15 protein-coding genes are annotated in these 18,225 nt (G+C 69.3%); 11 read left to right on the top strand and 4 right to left on the bottom strand.

Going from position 1 to position 18,225, the window contains the following annotated elements; genetic code table 11:
- Nucleotides 1–146: 146 nt before the first annotated feature.
- Together G3N18_RS04790 and G3N18_RS04795 are read left to right on the top strand one after the other, a co-directional pair.
- The gene (locus G3N18_RS04790; RefSeq protein ID WP_196383168.1) at nt 147–1,127 is read left to right on the top strand and encodes a LacI family DNA-binding transcriptional regulator; all 981 of its coding nucleotides are present in this window, start codon (nt 147–149) and stop codon (nt 1,125–1,127) included.
- A gap of 38 nt (nt 1,128–1,165) precedes the next feature.
- The gene (locus tag G3N18_RS04795; protein WP_196383169.1) at nt 1,166–2,461 is read left to right on the top strand and encodes an MFS transporter; all 1,296 of its coding nucleotides are present in this window, start codon (nt 1,166–1,168) and stop codon (nt 2,459–2,461) included.
- A gap of 243 nt (nt 2,462–2,704) precedes the next feature.
- On the opposite strand, the gene G3N18_RS04800 is transcribed toward G3N18_RS04795, so the two are convergent.
- From G3N18_RS04800 to G3N18_RS04810, 3 genes are read right to left on the bottom strand one after another with little or no spacing between them, the layout of a single operon-like run.
- A complete protein-coding gene (locus tag G3N18_RS04800) occupies nt 2,705–3,583 on the bottom strand; it encodes a TatD family hydrolase (RefSeq protein ID WP_196383170.1) in 879 nt (292 codons plus the stop codon).
- A complete protein-coding gene (metG, locus tag G3N18_RS04805; protein WP_196383171.1) occupies nt 3,580–5,142 on the bottom strand; it encodes a methionine--tRNA ligase in 1,563 nt (520 codons plus the stop codon). The genes G3N18_RS04800 and metG overlap by 4 nt, the downstream gene beginning before the upstream one ends.
- 49 nt (nt 5,143–5,191) lie before the next feature.
- On the bottom strand, nt 5,192–6,205 hold the full coding sequence (locus tag G3N18_RS04810) for a substrate-binding domain-containing protein (RefSeq protein WP_196383172.1): 1,014 nt from the start codon (nt 6,203–6,205) through the stop codon (nt 5,192–5,194).
- Between the two features lie 203 nt (nt 6,206–6,408).
- Between G3N18_RS04810 and G3N18_RS04815 the strand changes: the two genes are divergently transcribed.
- The 4 genes from G3N18_RS04815 (at nt 6,409) to G3N18_RS04830 (ending at nt 12,456) form a co-directional block, all read left to right on the top strand.
- Nucleotides 6,409–7,656, top strand: a complete 1,248-nt coding sequence (locus G3N18_RS04815) for a sugar ABC transporter substrate-binding protein (RefSeq protein WP_196383173.1) — start codon at nt 6,409–6,411, stop codon at nt 7,654–7,656.
- Between the two features lie 103 nt (nt 7,657–7,759).
- On the top strand, nt 7,760–9,388 hold the full coding sequence (locus tag G3N18_RS04820; RefSeq protein WP_196383174.1) for an ABC transporter permease subunit: 1,629 nt from the start codon (nt 7,760–7,762) through the stop codon (nt 9,386–9,388).
- A 1-nt stretch (nt 9,389) separates the two neighbouring features.
- Entirely contained in the window at nt 9,390–10,358 is a 969-nt protein-coding gene (locus G3N18_RS04825; protein ID WP_230403892.1) for a sugar ABC transporter permease, read from the top strand.
- A 136-nt stretch (nt 10,359–10,494) separates the two neighbouring features.
- Nucleotides 10,495–12,456, top strand: coding sequence for a glycoside hydrolase family 13 protein (locus tag G3N18_RS04830; protein WP_196383175.1), 1,962 nt, complete (start codon nt 10,495–10,497; stop codon nt 12,454–12,456).
- Nucleotides 12,457–12,472: 16 nt separating this feature from the next.
- Here G3N18_RS04830 and rsmI read toward each other — a convergent pair whose 3' ends face one another.
- On the bottom strand, nt 12,473–13,288 hold the full coding sequence (gene rsmI / locus G3N18_RS04835; protein ID WP_196383176.1) for a 16S rRNA (cytidine(1402)-2'-O)-methyltransferase: 816 nt from the start codon (nt 13,286–13,288) through the stop codon (nt 12,473–12,475).
- A gap of 23 nt (nt 13,289–13,311) precedes the next feature.
- On the opposite strand from rsmI, the gene G3N18_RS04840 reads away from it, so the two are divergent.
- The 5 genes from G3N18_RS04840 to G3N18_RS04860 all read left to right on the top strand — a co-directional run bounded on the left by G3N18_RS04840 (nt 13,312) and on the right by G3N18_RS04860 (nt 18,202).
- On the top strand, nt 13,312–14,928 hold the full coding sequence (locus G3N18_RS04840; protein ID WP_196383177.1) for a phospholipid carrier-dependent glycosyltransferase: 1,617 nt from the start codon (nt 13,312–13,314) through the stop codon (nt 14,926–14,928).
- A gap of 83 nt (nt 14,929–15,011) precedes the next feature.
- Nucleotides 15,012–15,440 carry a hypothetical protein gene (locus tag G3N18_RS04845; protein WP_196383178.1) on the top strand — a complete coding sequence of 143 codons (429 nt, stop codon included), beginning with the start codon at nt 15,012–15,014 and terminating at the stop codon, nt 15,438–15,440.
- Nucleotides 15,440–17,083: an EI24 domain-containing protein gene (locus tag G3N18_RS04850; protein WP_196383179.1), complete on the top strand. Its 1,644-nt coding sequence runs from the start codon at nt 15,440–15,442 to the stop codon at nt 17,081–17,083. The genes G3N18_RS04845 and G3N18_RS04850 overlap by 1 nt, the downstream gene beginning before the upstream one ends.
- 1 nt (nt 17,084) lies before the next feature.
- Nucleotides 17,085–17,570, top strand: a complete 486-nt coding sequence (locus G3N18_RS04855) for a hypothetical protein (protein ID WP_196383180.1) — start codon at nt 17,085–17,087, stop codon at nt 17,568–17,570.
- Nucleotides 17,567–18,202: a hypothetical protein gene (locus tag G3N18_RS04860; RefSeq protein ID WP_196383181.1), complete on the top strand. Its 636-nt coding sequence runs from the start codon at nt 17,567–17,569 to the stop codon at nt 18,200–18,202. The genes G3N18_RS04855 and G3N18_RS04860 overlap by 4 nt, the downstream gene beginning before the upstream one ends.
- Nucleotides 18,203–18,225 lie beyond the last annotated feature (23 nt).

Genomic DNA, 18,225 nt, shown 5'->3' on the forward strand with positions numbered 1-18,225 from the left:
GCGGCGGGCGACGACGGCGCGGCGGGCGAGACCGCCGCCGACGCGACGGGCGCCCCCGATTCTGCCCACTCCCCCCGAACTGCGGCCGCGCCGGATGCTCCCGGCGCGCCCGCTCACCACGTTCACCATCCACCCCGGGAGCGCGAATGAGCCGCGTGACTTTGCGCGACGTCGCCGAGCGCGCCGGCGTGTCGACCGCGGCGATCAGTCAGGCGCTCAACGACCGCGGCAACCTGCGCCCCGAAACGCGTGAGCGCATCAAGGCGATCGCCGCCGAGCTCGGCTACTCCCCCAACAAGCACGCCGCGGCGCTCCGCAGCGGCCGCACCATGTCGATCGGGTTCGTCATGCCCGCCGACCTCGACGACGAGGCCGCCAAGAGCTGGGCGTTCGCGCACAACCTGCAGCTGAACGCGCTCGTGCGCGCATCGGCCGAGCACGGCTTCACCGTGACGGTGCTGCCCGCTTCGCGCCCCGACCTGCTCGCCACCGCGCAGCTCGACGCCCTCTACCTCGCCGACGCCCGCACCGGCAAAGATCTGCTGCGCGCCGCCGCCGCGCGCGGCCTGCCCGTGATCGCTCGCGACCTGTACGTCGACGTCGACCGCGCCCTCAGCATCCGCACCGGCTACGACGCGGCGCTGCGCGCCTCGCTCGAACACCTCGCGTCGTCGGGGGCGCAGCGCGTCGCACTGCTCGTCGACGAGGGCGACCACCCGCGCGACGAGATCGCCCGCGCCGGCTACTCGGCGTGGTCGACCGTGCACGCCGTCGAACCGCTCGTCTTCGAGGTCGATGCGGCGCATCGCACGCTGGCCCGCCGCGTACGCGATGCGTTGGATGCCGGGGCCGACGCGCTCCTCGCCTTCTGCGAAGACGGCCCCGAGGTCTACCTGCAGCTCGAGGCGATGCCCCTCGTCATCCCCCGCGATGTGCAACTGGTCGCGCTGTGCGCGACCGACTGCGCGCTCAACGACCGCCTCGGCGTCACGCACGTGTGCGTGCATCCCGAGCTCGCCGCCGACGCCGTTTTCCCCTCGCTCGGCGCCCTCGTGCCCGGCCCCGGCGGCGACCCCCTCGTCATCGACCTGCCCTGGGAGCTGGTGCGCGGCTCGACGACCCGCTGACGGAGGCCGGTGCCGTCGCCCCGTTCTAGGATGGCGGGATGCCTTCGCTCGGTGAACTCGTCGCGCCGCGGCGCCTCGGCACGAGCTTCCGGTGGCTGCTCGGCTCGTCGTGGACGAGCAATCTGGGCGACGGCATCGCCCTGTCGGCCGCGCCGCTGCTGATCGCCTCGATGACGTCGTCGCCGGTTCTCGTCGCGGCGGGCGCGATGATGCAGTACCTCCCCTGGCTGCTGTTCGGCCTGTTCGCAGGCTCGGTCGTCGATCACCACGACCGTCGCCGACTCGTGATGATCGCCAACGGGTCGCGCGCCGTCGTCGTCGCCGCGCTCGTGGTGTTCCTCGTGACCGGGCACGCCACGGTCGTGATCGTGCTGGCCACGGCATTCGTCTACGGCACGGCCGAGGTGTTCGCCGACACGGCCGGGTCGACCCTGCTGCCCATGCTCGTGCGCCCCGCCGATCTCGGCATCGGCAACGCGCGCCTGCAGGCCGGATACCTCGTGGCGAACCAGCTCGCCGGGCCGCCGCTGGGCGCCTTCCTCTTCGCGATCGGGTCGTTCTGGCCGTTCCTCGTGCAGATCCTCTGCGTGAGCCTCGCCGTCGTGCTCATCTCGCGGATCGCGCGCACCCCGGTGCCCGAACGCGACGCGGCGGCAGACGCCGCGTCGGTGCCCACGAGCACGCATCCGATCCGCGAAGGACTGCGGTGGCTACGGCACAACCCGCCGGTGCGCACCCTGGTGCTCATCATTCTGGTGTTCAACGTGACGTGGGCGGCGCCGTGGAGCATCCTCGTGCTCTACGCCACCGAGCACTTGGGCATGGGCCCCGTCGGCTACGGGGCGCTCACGACGGCCTCCGCGCTCGGAGGCCTCGTCGGCATCGCGGCCTTCGGCTGGCTAGAGAAGCACGTCTCGTTCTCGACGCTCATGCGCGTGTGTTTGACGCTCGAGGTGCTCATGCACCTGGCCTTCGCCCTGACGACGGCTCCCGCGATCGCCTTCGCGATCATGTTCGGCTTCGGCGCGTACGCCTTCGTGTGGGGCACGATCTCGACCACTGTGCGCCAACGGCTCGTGCCGATGCATCTGCAGGGGCGCATCGCATCGGTGAACATGGTCGGCGTCTTCGGCGGGCTCGTGATCGGTCAGGCGCTCGGCGGCGTCATCGCGCAGACGTGGGGCCTCACGGCGCCCTGGTGGTTCGCCTTCGGCGGGTCGCTCGTGACCCTCGTGATCGTGTGGCGCTCGCTCTCGCTCATCGCCGCCGCGAAACCCGTGCTCGACACCGCCGACGATCCCGACCCCTCCCTCGGCGACCACGAGACCGCCTGACAGCCGGGCATCCTGCCCCGCGCGCGCCGCCGGGATGCCTCGCGTCCCCCGGATGCCTCGCGCCCGCGCCTCGCACACCCGCGGAGATCCGCACAACTGCGGACCCACGGCGCGCGCCGATCCGCAGAACCGCAGATCTCCGCCACAGCGCACGCCCCGATTCCGCCGCCGACGCCCGCGCGGGCGCCGGAGAAGATGGATGCCACACCGAGCAACTCCCCGAGGCGCCACCCCGCCCCGGGCTCAGTCCTCGAACGCTCCGTAGACGTCGAGGGTGTTCGCGGCGAGCTGGGCGCAGAACGCGTCGAGGTCGATGCCGAGCTCCGCGGCCATGAACCGCACGGTCACCGGCACGAGGTAGGGCGCGTTCGGGCGGCCTCGGAACGGCGTGGGCGTCAGGAACGGGGCATCCGTCTCGACGAGAATCCGCTCGAGGGGGGTGACCGCGAGCGCGTCGCGCAGATTCTGCGCGTTCTTGAACGTGACGTTGCCCGCAAAGCTCAGCCAATAACCGCGATCGGCGGCCACACGCGCCATCGCCTCGTCGCCCGAGAAGCAGTGGAACACCGTCCGGTCGGGCGCACCCACGCGTGCGAGGGTCTCGAGCACCTCGTCATGGGCGTCGCGATCGTGGATCTGCATCGCGATGTCGTGCTTCTTCGCGAGGGCGATGTGCGCCTCGAAGCTGAAGAACTGCGCCGGCAGGCCGTCGCCCTCGGTGCGGAAGAAGTCGAGCCCGGTCTCGCCGATCGCGCGCACGCGCGGCTGCGCCGCGAGCTCGTCGATCACCGCGATCGCCTCGTCGAGCATTCCCTGCGCGGCATATACCGGCGCCTCGTTGGGATGGATCGCCACCGCGGCGAGCACGCGGGGGTGGGATGCCGCGGCCCAGGCCGACCAGCGACTCGACTCGATGTCACCGCCGGCCTGCACGACGCCCGTGACCCCGACCTCGCCGGCGCGCAGCAGCTGCTCGTCGAGAGACATCCCGTCGCCGTCCTCGATCTCGAGATGGCAGTGGTTGTCGTAGACCGCGACGGGCAGCGGCTCGGGTGACGCCGGATACGACACGTCGCGTGCACCCTTCTCGCGCTGCCGCACGTACTGCGACGGATCGGTCACTGCTCGACGCGGGGGAAGAGCGGCGCGAGACCGTTGACGCTCGATCCGGCGGCGAGCTGGCCCCAGCTGCCGGCATCGCGCAGCGGCTGGTCCTGCAGACGACCCGCGTGGCCGAGCGCGACCCAGAGCTTCTCGGTCGCTTCGGGCATGAACGGGCTCAGCAGCACGGCGAGGGCGCGGAGCCCCTCGGCGGCGGTGTAGAGCACCGTGCCCAGGCGCGCGCGCTGCGCGTCGTCTTTGGCGAGCGCCCACGGCTCGTTGTCGGTGATGTAGCCGTTGAGGGCATCGACGATCGTCCAGATCGCCGCGATCGCCTCGTCGGGCCGGAATCGCTCCATCGCCGCATCGGCGTTGGCCGCGGCATCCGCCACCGTCTTCTGAATCCGCAGGTCGCCGTCGGTGTAGGTGGATGCCGGGGGCACGATCCCCTCGAAGTACTTCTCGATCATCGCGGTCGTCCGCGACGCGAGATTGCCGAAGCCGTTGGCGAGCTCGGCCTGGTAGCGCGCCGACAGGTCTTCCCACGAGAACGAGCCGTCCTGACCGAACGCGATCGCCGACAGGAAGTAGAAGCGGTAGGCATCCGACCCGAACACGTCGGTGATCTCGGTGGGCGCGATGCCGGTGAGCTTCGACTTCGACATCTTCTCGCCGCCGACCAGCAGCCAGCCGTGTGCGAACACGCCGCGGGGCACGTCGAGTCCGGCGGCCATGAGCATGGCCGGCCAGATGACGGCGTGGAAGCGCAGGATGTCCTTTCCGACCACGTGGAAAGCCGGCCAACGGCGCTCGAACTGGGCCGGGTCGGTGCCGAAACCGACGGCCGTCGCATAGTTCAGCAGGGCGTCCACCCACACGTAGATGACGTGCGACGGGTCCCACGGCACGGTGATGCCCCAGTCGAACGCCGAGCGCGAGATCGAGAGGTCTTTGAGCCCCGACCGCACGAACGAGACGACCTCGTTGCGCGCCGATTCGGGCCGCACGAAGTCGGGCTCGGTCTTGTAGAGCTCGAGCAGCCGGTCTTGGAACTCGCTGAGCTTGAAGAAGTAGTTCTTCTCCTGCAGCAGCTCGAGGGGCTTCGAGTGGATCGCGCAGACCTTGAGACCTTCGAACGCGCCCGTGCCGTCGACGATCTCGGCTTCGGGTTTGAACTCCTCGCAGCCCACGCAGTACAGCGCCTCGTACTCGCCCGCGTAGATGTAGCCGCGGTCGTAGAGCGTCTGCACGAACTGCTGCACGCGCTCCTCGTGGCGCGGCTGCGTCGTGCGGATGAAGTCGTCGTTGGCGACGTCGAGCGTCTCGAGCAGCGGGAACCACGACTCGGTCACGAGCTTGTCGACCCACTCCTGCGGCGTCACGCCGTTGGCGGCGGCGGCGCGGAGCATCTTCTGGCCGTGCTCGTCGGTGCCGGTGAGCATCCAGGTGTCGTCACCCGACTGGCGGTGCCACCGGGCGAGCGCATCGACGGCCACCGTCGTGTACCCGTGGCCGATGTGCGGCAGATCGCTCGGGTAGTAGATCGGGGTCGTGATGTAGAAGGACTGACCGGTGCTCACCCGTCGATTCTAGTTGGGGCTCCGGAACTCGATCGGCGTGTGACGGCGCTCAAGCGCTCTCGCGCACGACGAGGCTCGTCGGCAGCACGACGGGCTCGCGGGGTGTGCCATTGATGATGTCGAGCACCATGTCGACCATCGTCGAGCTGATCTGCGACCAGGGCTGGCGCACCGTGGTGAGCGGAGGGCGGTGGGTCTCGGCGAGCCCCGAGTCGTCGAAGCCCGCGACGGCGACGTCCTCGGGCACGCGGCGCCCGGCACGGCGAAGGGCCTCGATCGCGCCGACGGCCATCACGTCGCTCGCCGCGAAGACCGCGTCGATGTCGGGTGCGCGTTCGAGCAGGCGCTCCATCGCGGCGTCGCCGCTCGCCGCCTCGTAGCTGCCTGTTTCGACGAGCTCCGGGTCGAAACGATCGCCGAGCTCCTCTCGGAACCCTTCCAGACGCAGACGTCCGCCCGGCGTGTCGAGGGGTCCGGTGATGAGCGCGATCCGGCGGTGTCCACGCTCGATGAGATGACGCGTCATCGTCCGCGCCGCCTCGATCTCGTCGATGGCGACGTGCGGCACGACGACATCGCCCTGCTGGGGAATCCCCGAGCACACGGTCGGAACACCGGTGGCGACGAGCGTGGCAAGGAGCGAGTCGGATGCGTGCGACGACACCAGCAGCACACCGTCGACGTGTCCCGCGCTCACGTACCGCTCGACGCTGAGCTGCTCCTGCGCGGTGTCGGCGATGAGCAGCACGAGCGTCATCGACCGCTCGGCGAGCGCCGCCGTCGCGCCGCGGAGAAGGAGCGCGAACGTCGGGTCGGAGAAGAGGAGTTGCTGCGACTCGGTCAACAAGAACGCGAGCGAGTTCGATTTGCCCGTCGCGAGGGTGCGTGCCGCGTGGTTGGCGGTGTACCCCGTGGTGCGGATCGCCTCTTCGACGGCGGCGCGCGCTTCGGGAGAAACCCAGTGCCCGCCGTTGATGACCCGAGAGACCGTGCCGTGCGACACGCCCGCGACCGCCGCCACGTCGCGGATCGTGGGTTTTCTCGCACTGCCGATCGAGCTCACGACAGCCGACTATACCCTCCGCTACGGCGTGCTATCTTGGTCAGACCACAAAACCTGTGACCGGTCACAGTTCGATAACGAACACCTCACCGACGGGCTCACGGAGCGCACAATGGCACTGCGCGCGTTCAGCGCGGTGACAGCACCAGGCGACGGGGCCGACGCACGATCGGCCTCACGCCGCAATGAAGAGAGGCACACCGATGAAGGTGAAGAAGAAGGGCATGCTCGCCACGGGCATGGTCGTCGCGGCGAGCATCCTCGCCCTGGCGGGCTGCTCGAGCAGCGGGACGACGGCCACGCCGACCGACGACGGCACCGCCGCAAGCGGAACGCTGACCGTCTGGGTCGACGCCGACCGCGCCCGCGCGCTCGAAGACGTCGCGAAGACGTTCGAGCAGGAGAAGGGCGTCAAGGTCAACCTGGTCGTCAAGGACTACGGCAAGATCCGCGACGAGTTCACGGCGCAGGTTCCCTCCGGCAAGGGCCCCGACATCACGATCGGCGGCCACGACTGGATCGGCGCGTTCGTCAAGGACGGCATCGTCGCCCCCGTCGAGCTCGGCGACAAGTCCGCCGACTTCGAGAAGGTCGCCGTCGAGGCGGTCACCTACGACGGCAAGACCTATGGACTGCCGTACGCGATCGAGAACATCGCCATCCTCCGCAACACCGCGCTGGCGTCGTCGACCCCGGCCACCTACGACGAGATGATCGCCGCCGGCCGTGCCGCGGGCACCGAGTACCCGTTCGTCGTGGGCCTCGACCCCCAGGCATCCGACCCCTACCACCTCTACCCGTTCCAGACCTCCTTCGGGAGCTCGGTCTTCGCTCGCAACGCCGACGGCTCGTACGACGCGTCGAAGCTGACGATCGGTGACGAGTCCGGCCAGGGCTTCGCCGCGTGGCTCACCGCGCAGGGCGACACCGGCACGAAGGTGCTGAACCTCAACCTGTCGGGCGACCTCGCCAAAGAGGCCTTCAACGCCGGAAAGTCGCCGTACTTCCTGACGGGTCCGTGGAACGTCGCCGACGCTCAGAAGGCCGGCATCGACGTCTCCGTCGATGCCATCCCGAGCGCGGGCGGGCAGACGGCCCAGCCGTTCGCCGGCGTGCAGGCGTTCTTCCTGTCGGCCAAGAGCAACAACGCGCTCATCGCCAACGAGTTCCTCGTGAACTACATCGCGACCGCCGACGTGCAGACGAAGCTGTTCGAGGCGGGCGGGCGTCCGCCCGCGCTGACCGAGTCGTTCAAGGCGGCGCAGTCCGACCCGATCGTCGCCGGTTTCGCGGCCGTCGGCCAGAACGCCGTGCCGATGCCGAGCATCCCCGAGATGGGTTCGGTGTGGGATGACTGGGGCAAGACCGAGGCCGCGCTCATCAAGGGCTCGTCCGACCCGGCCGGTGACTGGGTCAAGATGGCTGATTCCATCCAGGCGAAGCTCGGCTGACCCTGACCGGGGGCGGCGTCCCTTGCGGACGCCGCCCCTCCTCTTGCATTCTTTCCCCAGGCCCGCGGCAGCCCCGCGCCCCCTCATCCGATAGGAGTCGACGATGACCGGCCCCACGCTCGACATCGAGCGCCCCCATATCACTGCTGAAGAGCGCGCCGCCCGACGCAAGCGCAAGCGTGCCGAGGCCTGGGCCGAAGCCGCCGGAGCGGGGTGGAAGGTCTGGCTCGTCAAGATCGTCTGCCTCGGCATCATCGACGCGATGGGGATCTACGCGATCCTCGTCCTCATCGGCAGCGGCTTCCTCGTGCCGCTGCTGATCGCCGCCGCGATCCTCCTCATCAACGTCATCTATCTGAAGCCAGGACTCCTGCCGGCGAAGTACCTCACCCCCGGCCTCGTCTTCCTCTTCGTCTTCCAGATCTTCGTGGTGCTCTTCTGCATCTACATCGCGTTCACCAACTACAGGTCGGGCCACGTCTCGACGAAGGACGACGCCGTCAACGCGCTGCTCATCCAGAACCAGCAGCGCGTCGACGACTCCCCCACCTACCCGCTCTCGATCGTCGAGCAGAACGGCTCCTACTTCTTCCTCGTGACCGATCCCGACGGCGACGCGCTCGTCGGCGGCGCGGATCGGCCGCTCGAGCCGGCTGACGACGCGCAGTTCAGCGGAGACCGGGCCATCTCGCTCCCGGGCTACACCACCCTGAACTTCGCGCAGATCGTCGCCAACCAGTCGGCCATCACCGCGCTGGCCGTCCCGTTCTCCGACGATCCGAACGACGGCACCCTGCAGACCCGCGACGGGTCGGTCGCCTACCAATACACCTCGACCCTCGCCTGGGATGCGACGGCCGACACCATGACGAACACCGAGACGGGTGTCGTCTACAAAGACAACGGCAACGGCTCGTTCGTGTCGGATGACGGACAGACCCTTGCGACGGGATGGCAGGTGTGGGTCGGCCTCGACAACTTCGTCCGCGCCTTCACCACCGAGTCCATCCGCGGTCCGTTCATCGCGGTGACGATCTGGACGTTCGCTTTCGCGATCCTGTCGGTCGCGACCACTTTCGCCCTCGGCCTCTTCCTCGCGATCGTCTTCAACGACCCCCGCATGAAGAGCAAGAAGTACTACCGCGTGGTGATGATCCTCCCCTACGCGTTCCCCGCGTTCCTGTCGGCACTCGTCTGGGCGGGCATGTTCAACCAGGACTTCGGGTTCATCAACCAGACGCTGCTCGGCGGGGCATCCATCCCCTGGCTGCAGGACCCGTTCCTCGCGAAGGTCTCGATCCTCATCGTGAACCTGTGGCTCGGGTACCCGTACATGTTCCTCGTCACCACGGGAGCGATCCAATCGATCCCCGAAGACATCCAAGAGGCGGGCAAGGTCGACGGCGCGGGCGTGTGGCAGATCTTCCGCTACATCAAGTTCCCGCTGTTGCTCGTGGCCGTCGCACCGCTGCTGATCTCGTCGTTCGCGTTCAACTTCAACAACTTCAACCTGATCTACATGCTCACCGGCGGCGGACCCCGCATTCCCGACGCGTCGATCAACGTCGGGCACAGCGACATCTTGATCTCGATGGTCTACAAGGTCGCGTTCGTGGGAGCCGAGCGCGATTACGGTCTGGCGAGCGCCTTCTCGATCATCATCTTCGTGCTGGTCGCCGTCATCTCGTACCTGAGCTTCCGCCAGACCAAGGTCCTCGAGGAGTTGAACTGACATGAGCATCCAAGAAGCGGTTCCCGCGGCATCCGTCGCGTCCTCGTCCGGCGACGGCGGCAGCACCGGCAAGAAGTGGGGCGACGCCGGCGTCCCCGGCGCCAAAGAGCCGCGCCGGCCCTTCGGCCGCTGGTTCCGCGAGACGGGATGGCGGCACCTGGTCGGCATCGTCATGATCGTCTTCTCGGCGTTCCCGCTCGTGTACGTGCTGTCGGCCTCCCTCAACCCCGGGGGCACCCTGCTGACGGCCAACAGCCTGTTCTCGAACTTCGACATCGGCAGCTACATCGCGCTGTTCCAAGACCCGCTCCGGCCCTACGGGGCGTGGTTCGTCAACTCGATCTTCATCGGGCTCACCACGTCGTTCTTCACGGTGGTGCTCTGCGCCCTGGCCGCCTATGCGTTCTCGCGGATGCGTTTCCGTGGCCGGCGCGCGGGGCTTCTGACGCTGTTGCTCGTGCAGATGTTCCCGCAGCTGCTCGCGGTCGTGGCGATCTTCCTGCTGATGTCGGCGATCAGCGACGTGTTCCCGGCGCTGGGTCTGAACTCCCAGATCGGCCTCATCATGGTCTACCTCGGTGGCGCGCTGGGTGTGAACACGTTCCTCATGTACGGGTTCTTCAACACCGTCCCGGCATCGATCGACGAGGCCGCGAAGATCGACGGCGCCGGTCACGCGCGCATTTTCTTCACGATCATCCTGCGCCTGGTCGCCCCCGTCCTGGCCGTGATCGGCCTCCTCTCATTCATCGGCACGATGAACGACTTCCTCATCGCGTCGGTCATCTTGGTCGACCCCGAGAAGCAGACGCTCGCCGTCGGGCTCTACCAGTTCGTCTCGCAAGAGACCGCGCGCAACTGGAGCGTCTTCGCCGCCGGTGCGGTCCTCGCCGCGATCCTGCCGATGGCGCTGTTCCTGTCGCTCCAGCGGTTCATCGTCGGCGGACTGACGGCGGGTTCGGTGAAGTGACCCACTGAGCGCGCCGTGGCCACATCGGATGGCACTCGGTAGACTGACAACACAACTGAGGGGCTCTGTCACGCGCTCGCGTGCAACCACGTCGCATCTCGCCGACGTCGGAGTCGGTACCCAACCGGAGGTCCTCATGATGGATGCCGCACGCCGCCCGCACCACGACGGCTCGCCCCTGTACGTCTCGCACTCTGCACCCGCCCTCGGCGACGAGGTCGCCGTACGACTTCGCGTGCCGGAGGGCTACGACGCGGTGGGGCGGGTGCTCGTCCGCTCCAACCCCGACCACGAACCGGTCTGGGTCGAGGCCTCACGCGACGGCGCGGCCGACGGATGGGAGTGGTGGACCGCGCACATCGTCGTCGCGAACCCTCGGCACGGCTACCGTTTCCATCTGGTGCTCGCCGACGGACGGGTGGAGATCCTCAACCAGGGCGGCCTCACCGATGTCGACGCCCTCGACGGGCAGGACTTCGCCCTCGTCGCCGAGAATCCGCCGCCGGCATGGATGGACGACACCGTCCTCTATCAGATCTTCCCCGACCGGTTCGCCCGCTCACAGGCCGCCGATGCGCGACCCGCGCCGCACTGGGCGATCCCCGCGGCATGGGACGAACCGCTCGACCCGGTGCACCCGGGGCGCGGGCGCCAGTTCTACGGCGGCGATCTCGACGGCGCCGCCGAGAAGCTCGACCATCTCTCCGACCTCGGGGTCACGGCGCTGTACCACACGCCGATCTTCCCGGCGGAGTCCAACCACCGGTACGACGCCTCGCGTTTCGACGCCGTCGATCCGCTCGTCGGCGGAGACGACGCCTACCTCCGCCTGATCGAGGCGTCGCACGCGCGCGGCATCCGCATCATCGGCGACCTCACGACCAACCACTCGGGCATCGCGCACGACTGGTTCCGTGCCGCTGTCGGGCACCCCGAGGCGCCGGAGAGCGCGTTCTACTACTTTCACGACGAGGCGAACGAGACCTACGAGACGTGGCTCGACGCCGACACCCTGCCGAAGTTCGACTGGTCGAGCGCCGAGCTTCGCCGCCGCTTCATCGAGGGCCCGGACTCCGTCGTCGCGCAGTGGCTGCGTGCCCCGTACGGAATCGACGGCTGGCGGATCGACGTCGCGAACATGACCGGCCGGCTCGGCCGAGTCGATCTGAACGCCGAGGTACGGCAGACGCTTCGCCGCACCATGATCGACGTGAACCCCGACACGCTCCTGCTCGCCGAGTCGACCAACGACGCGGCATCCGATCTGCAGGGCGACGCCTGGCACGGCGGCATGACCTACCCGGCGTTCACCCGCGGCGTGTGGGCGTGGCTGGCCGACCCGCGGCGCATCCCGCACTACGGGTTCCACGGCGAGCTGAGCGACGACATGTGGTTCTTCGGGCTGCCGACGGGTATGCCGCGATACAGCGCACGCCAGTTCGTCGAGCAGTTCCAACGCTTCACCAGCCAGATCCCGTGGCGAGTGCAGCGCGGCACGATGTCGGCGCTCGACACGCACGACACGGCACGCTTCGCGACGTACGCCTCGCCCGGCGCGGTGCCGGTGGCGCTCGGGCTGTCGATGACTCTCCCCGGCATTCCCGTGGTCTATGCCGGGGATGAGTTCGGGCTCGAGGGCGTGGACGGCGAGATGAGCCGCACGCCGATGCCGTGGGATCGCATGGCCGAGCCCGAGATCGCAGCGCGCATCGCGCTCTACCGCGAACTCATCGCGCTGCGCCGCACGCACCCTGCACTGTCGACCGGCGGGCTGCGCTGGCTGCACGTCGACGACGCCGGTGTCGTGTTCGTACGTGAGAGCGCGGCCGAGAGCGTGCTCGTCGTCGCGACGCGCGGCGGTGTGGATGCCCGGGTCGAGGCCCCTCTCATCGTCGGTGCCGCCGCGGCGAAGCGCCTCTACGGCGACGCGGCGCTCGACGTCGACGCGGACGGAGCGGTGCGCGTCCGCGCCGAGGGGACGTCGTTCGCCGCCTTCGCCCTGCCCGGCGTCACCGCACCGCCGATCTCTGCGGCCTCACCGGCTCTCGAAGAGATCGACCCCGAGGCGTTCGTCCAATTGGGGGCACCGCCCGAGTGACCGCGCCGCGCCGCGCTCAGCGCGCGGCGAGCGCCGCCTGGTAGAGCTCGCGCGAGCTGAGCCCGGTCTGCGCGGCGACTTCGGCCGCGGCATCCTTCAGGCGCGTGCCCGCTGCGACGAGCGCCTGCACCTGCGCGAGGGCGTCGCCTCGCGACACCTCGCGCTCGGGGGCGCCGCCGACGACGACCACGATCTCGCCGCGCACCCCGTCTTCGGCCCAGGCGGCGAGGTCGCCGAGGCCGCCCCGCACGACCTCTTCGTGCAGTTTGGTCAGCTCGCGGCAGACGGCGGCGGGGCGACCGGGGCCGAAGGCATCCGCCATCGCGGCGAGCGTCTCGGCGAGGCGCGACGGGGCTTCGAAGAACACCATCGTGCGCGCTTCACCCGAAAGCCCCGCGAGCGCGCGGCGGCGGTCGCCGGTCTTGCGGGGCAGGAACCCCTCGAACGTGAACCGGTCGGTCGGCAGTCCCGCAACGGCGAGCGCGGTCACGACGGCGCTCGGTCCCGGGATCGCCGTGACGGTCACGTCTTCCGCCGCGGCGAGCGCGACGAGCGCGTAGCCGGGGTCGCTGACGGTCGGCATGCCGGCGTCGCTCAGCACGAGCAGGTCTTCGTCACGCGCGCGCGCGACGAGCTCGGCGGCACGCTGGCGCTCGTTGTGATCGTGCAGCGCGACGAGCTTCGGCCGGTTGGCGACCCCGAGGGCCTGCAGCAACCGCTGCGCCGTGCGGGTGTCTTCGGCGGCGATGACGGTGGCGGCTTCGAGCGCCGCGATGAGGCGCGCCGACGCGTCGCCGAGGTTCCCGATGGGCGTCGCGGCGAGGATGATCACCGCCCCAGCATAGGCTGGTGCCCGTGACCACGACGGAGGTGCCGCTGCTGCCGGCCACGAGCGACGGGCGACCGTCGCGTTACGACGCGTGGCGCACGCGCGTCGCCGGCGATCCGCGCCTGCAGCGGCTGTACAGCTGCCTCGCGCCGCTGCTGATCACCGTGCTCGCCGCCGTGCTGCGCCTGTGGAACCTGGGGCATCCGCACGCCCTCGTCTTCGACGAGACGTATTACGTGAAGGATGCCTGGAGTCAGTGGAACCTCGGCTACGCCGCGACGTGGCCCGAGGGCGCCGACGCGAGGTTCGCGGCCGGCGAGACCGACATCTTCACGACGACCGCGAGCTTCGTCGTGCACCCGCCGCTCGGCAAGTACCTGATCGGCGTGGGCATGTGGTTGTTCGGCCCCGACAACTCGTTCGGCTGGCGCATTTCGACCGCCCTCGCGGGCACGGCCCTCGTGCTGGTGCTGTTCCTGCTGGCCAAGACGCTGACGAACTCGACGGTGTTCGCGAGTGTCGCGGCGTTCCTGCTCGCGATCGACGGACTCGGCATCGTGATGAGCCGCGTGGCCCTGCTCGACGTCTTCCTCGCCCTGTTCATCCTGCTGGCGTTCTGGTTCGTCGCACTCGACCGGGCGCGCATGCTCGATCGGCTCGCGGCGCGCACGGCGCGGCGGGAGCGCACGGCCGCCGACGGCGGGGTCGAGCCGCCGATGTGGGGCGCGATCATCTGGAACCGGCCCTGGATCGTCGCGGCGGGAGCGGCGGCGGGAGCGGCGACCGCGGTCAAGTGGTCGGGCGTGTGGGTGCTCGCCGCGATCGGCCTCTACCTCGTCGTCACCGACGCGCTCGAGCGTCGACGGCTCGGCGTCGTGTTCTGGCCGACCGACGCGGTGCGTCAGGGACTGGCATCCTTCGTGCTGCTCGTGCCGGTCGCGTTCGTCGTCTACCTCGCCTCGTGGACGGGGTGGCTGCTCAGCGACGGCGGCTACGACCGGCACGCCGCCGACGCGAACCCCGCGACGGGCTTCTTCTCGTGGGTCCCGCTCAGCCTGCAGAGCCTCTGGAAGTACCACGAGACCATCTATCACTCGATGACCGGCATGACCTCGCCGCACAGCTACGCGAGCCCCGCCTGGCAGTGGGCGCTGCTGCTGCGCCCCACCTCGATGTACGCGCAGGCCACGCAGGGCGGCCAGTCGGGGTGCACGGGCGGCGACGCCGGATGCCTCGACATCCTTTACAGCATGCCGAACCCGCTGCTCTGGTATGCGAGCATCGCCGCAGCGATTCACCTGGTTTACCGCTTCACGCTCGAGCGCGACTGGCGGCAGGCGCTCGTCCTCGTCGGCATCGCCGCGACGTGGCTGCCCTGGTTCGCGTACCCCGAGCGGACGATCTTCCAGTTCTACACGATCGCGATCTGGCCGTTCCTCCTGCTCGCGCTCACCTTCGCGCTACAGGCGGTGAGCGGGCCCGCGCATGCGAGTGCGACCCGCCGGCGCACCGGCCGGCGGGTCGTGCTGGTCTTCCTCGGCGTCGCGGTCGTGCTGTCGATCTTCTGGTACCCGCTGTGGTCGGGCATGCAGGTGCCGTACGAGTTCTACCGCCTGCACAACTGGATGCAGGGCTGGGTCTGACCGGCCCGACGCGCGACATGGGGAGTTCTCCCCATCGCCGCCTCACGCCCGCTCCCCTATGTTGATTCCGACGAGGAGGAACGATGTCCGACCTGAAGATCGACGTCGCAGAACTCACCGCGAGCGCGTCGCGCGCCGAACGCATCGCGGGTGACTTCACGACCGCCGAGCGCATCGCCGACGAGACCGCCGGTTATACCGGGCACGACGGGCTCGCCGGCAAGGTGCGTGACTTCGGCGGCAAGTGGGACATCGCGCGCCACAAGCTCGAAGAGAATCTGACGACCATCGCCGACTATCTGCGCGCCGTGGTCGACACCTTCGACGATCTCGACACCGACCTCGCCGCGTCGCTCGAGCAGTCGAAACTCGGCGACGGAGCCATGAACAGAGAGATCGACGCGGCGATCGCAGCGCACCCCGCGACCTCTCCGGCCACGCCCGCGCCTGTGCCCTCCCCCACTCCCGGCCCCGCCCCCACCCCGCCGTCCTCGAACGGAGGCGACCACTGATGGCTCTTCCCGGAAACCCGACCGCGCTCGCCGAGCGCGCCTCGACGTACCAGGCATCCGCGAGCCGCATCCAGCGTGCCGCCGACGACCTGCGTGCCCTCGCCTACACGAGCACCGCGAAGTCGTTGGATGCCGTCCGCGAGCGCAGCGGCGACGTCGCAGGCACCCTCGACGAGGCCTACGGGCGCTACTCCGGCACCGCGACGGCGCTCGTCGAATATGCCGCTGTCCTGCGCGACGCGCACCGCCGCGCCGACGCCGCCGACCAGACCGAAGAGACCGCCGAGAGCTATGCGGGGCAGGCCGACACACGCGTGACCGCACTCACGCGTCACGTCCGCAGCCTCGAAGACGCCGCGGCGCCCGTCGGCACGATCGAGGCCGCCGAGCGCGACCTCGCCGACGCGCAGCGCGCGGCGCGCCGCTACGACACGGCAGCCACCACCGCCCGCGACGACCACGAGGCGGCGCGGCGTGACATGGAGGCGGCCGCGCAGCGCGCCATGGCGCTCATCGACAGCGCGATCGACGCGACTAACGAAAGCTGGCTCGACCACGTCGGCAACTTCTTCGCGGGCGTCGGCTCGTGGCTCGCCGACCTCGGAAAGTGGGTGGGCGATTTCCTGCAGGATCTCTGGGACGAGCTGCAGCGCCTCGTCTCCACCGTGCTCGCCATTCTCGGCACGGTGCTGATCCTCGTCCTCGTCTACGCCCTGCTGTCGATGATCCCGGTCATCGGGCCGCTGATCGCCGCGCTCGTCGTCGGCATCCTCGCCGGGTTCCTGCTCGCGAGCATCCTCTCCGACGTGCTGAAGCCCACGCCGAAGGTCTCGGAGTACACCCGGTCGGATGCCGAGCAGGACACGTACCTCGGCCAGCCCGCCGATCTCGCCACCGCGTTGAAGGACGCGGGATACGTCGACTCGCTCGGCCACATCTACACGTACGGACCCGACGGGAAGGTGACGGACGACAACGCGAACGAGTCGGTCATCGGCGTCACGAAGGTCGTCGATGCGGATGGAACCGTGCGGTGGCGGGTCGCGTTGCCCAGCACGCAGGAATGGCTGTCGCGCTTCAACGGCGATCAGGGCGCCACGAACGATCTCGACAGCAACCTCGCTCTCATGATGACCCCGTCGCTGCGCTCCCAGTACGAGCGCGCAATCCTTGAGGCGATGAAGCAGGCCGGCGTCGGCGCGGACGACCCGGTGATGCTCGTGGGCTTCAGCCAGGGCGGCATCGTGGCGGGCCACATGGCCGCCTACAACTCCGACTACAACTGGGACGCGGTCGTCGTGGCCGGCGCGCCCATCGACAGCATGCCGATCCCCTCGTCGACCACGGTCGTCTCGGTGCAGCATGACTGGGACCCCGTGCCACGGCTGGATACCATCATCGCCGTCGGAACGGGCGGCTACTCCTTCGGCGACAAGCCGAACTGGACCACGATCCACGAGGCCTCGCCCCTCGCCTCCAAGGGCCTGGAGGGCATCCACTACGCCCCCGCCTACAACCAGACACTGCAGTCGAACATCGATCAGGTGCCCGCCACCGATCGCGCGGACCTCGATCGGTACTTCATTGGCGACCCCCATGCGTATGGTTATGAGCAGAGCTACTACTCCTGGCAGGAGAACTGACGTGACCGCCCCGTTCGTCGCCCCCCGCATCATCGCCGTCGCCGCCGCCGTCATCCTGGGTGCCGCGCTCGTCGCCTGCACGCCCACCGCCGCACCGTCGACCCCGACGCCGACCAACACGGAGAGCACCGTGCACGCATTCCAGCCCGTCTACGACGCCGTCGCCGCCTCGGACCCGCGCGTCGAACGCGTGAGCAGCGTGTCCTTCAGCCAGTCCGGAGCGGCCCGTCAGCTGACGGTCGTGATCCGCGTCACCGGAGACGAGCCGGTCACCACCGACACACTCGTTGCCGTTCTCACCGCGATCCGAGATTCGGCGGGCGGATCCGCCGACATGCTGCAGCTCATCGCCCGGGACGCCGACGACCCCGATCGGCTCCTCGATCTCGAACCGGCGATCGCGGGGCTGCCGAGCGGAGTCTCGGCGCTGCGGATCGACGGCGCGCTGGTGGTCCCGTTCGACGACCTGAATCAACTCGGAGGATGACCCCTCACGATGTGCCCGAGCTCGCGTTCCGCCTGATCGGAACGTGGTGGCCGGTCGACCTCGAATCCGACGAAGCGGCGAGCGCTTCGGCATCCGCCGTCGCCCGCGGCACGCTCGGAACCCGCGACCAAGAGGCGACGGCGCGCAGGCGGCTGCGCGACGACCTCGTGGTCGCCGCGCGGACCGCGCGCGAGGCACGGGCGCGCCTGATGCTCCTGCAGACCGAACTCGCCCCCGGTGAGCCGATGTCGGCGACGCTCACCTTGTACGACGACGACCGCGTGCGGATGAGTCCCGCCATCGGCACATCACCGGATCGCGTGCTCGCCGTCCTCGAGGAGAGCCTGCCGACCATCGCCCCCGATCTTGCGCCCACCGCCGTCCGGCGCCCCTTCACGGACGGCGAGGTGGTGCGCGTGCACCGCGTCGACGAGGTGATCGAGGTCGAGGCCGGCCAGGAGTTCACACAGCGCCGTCTCGTCGCACAGTACTGGTATCCGCGGCCCGACTCCAAGCACCTGGTCCTCGCGGTGCTCTCGACTCCCCTCGGCGACATCCCGCACACTCTGCTGTCCTACTTCGACGCCATCGTCGAGGTCTCCCGCTTCATCGAACCCATCGTCGCGGACTGAGCCCGCGCGGTGACGATCGTTCC

This window comes from Microbacterium paulum, from assembly GCF_015707995.1.
GTDB lineage: Bacteria > Actinomycetota > Actinomycetes > Actinomycetales > Microbacteriaceae > Microbacterium > Microbacterium paulum.

Bases quoted from the DNA above. Each gene is read 5' to 3' on its own strand.
- G3N18_RS04790 (WP_196383168.1), top strand. From the start codon at position 147: ATGAGCCGCGTGACTTTGCGCGACGTCGCCGAGCGCGCCGGCGTGTCG.
- G3N18_RS04795 (WP_196383169.1), top strand. From the start codon at position 1,166: ATGCCTTCGCTCGGTGAACTCGTCGCGCCGCGGCGCCTCGGCACGAGC.
- G3N18_RS04815 (WP_196383173.1), top strand. From the start codon at position 6,409: ATGAAGGTGAAGAAGAAGGGCATGCTCGCCACGGGCATGGTCGTCGCG.
- G3N18_RS04820 (WP_196383174.1), top strand. From the start codon at position 7,760: ATGACCGGCCCCACGCTCGACATCGAGCGCCCCCATATCACTGCTGAA.
- G3N18_RS04825 (WP_230403892.1), top strand. From the start codon at position 9,390: ATGAGCATCCAAGAAGCGGTTCCCGCGGCATCCGTCGCGTCCTCGTCC.
- G3N18_RS04830 (WP_196383175.1), top strand. From the start codon at position 10,495: ATGATGGATGCCGCACGCCGCCCGCACCACGACGGCTCGCCCCTGTAC.
- G3N18_RS04845 (WP_196383178.1), top strand. From the start codon at position 15,012: ATGTCCGACCTGAAGATCGACGTCGCAGAACTCACCGCGAGCGCGTCG.
- G3N18_RS04850 (WP_196383179.1), top strand. From the start codon at position 15,440: ATGGCTCTTCCCGGAAACCCGACCGCGCTCGCCGAGCGCGCCTCGACG.
- G3N18_RS04860 (WP_196383181.1), top strand. From the start codon at position 17,567: ATGACCCCTCACGATGTGCCCGAGCTCGCGTTCCGCCTGATCGGAACG.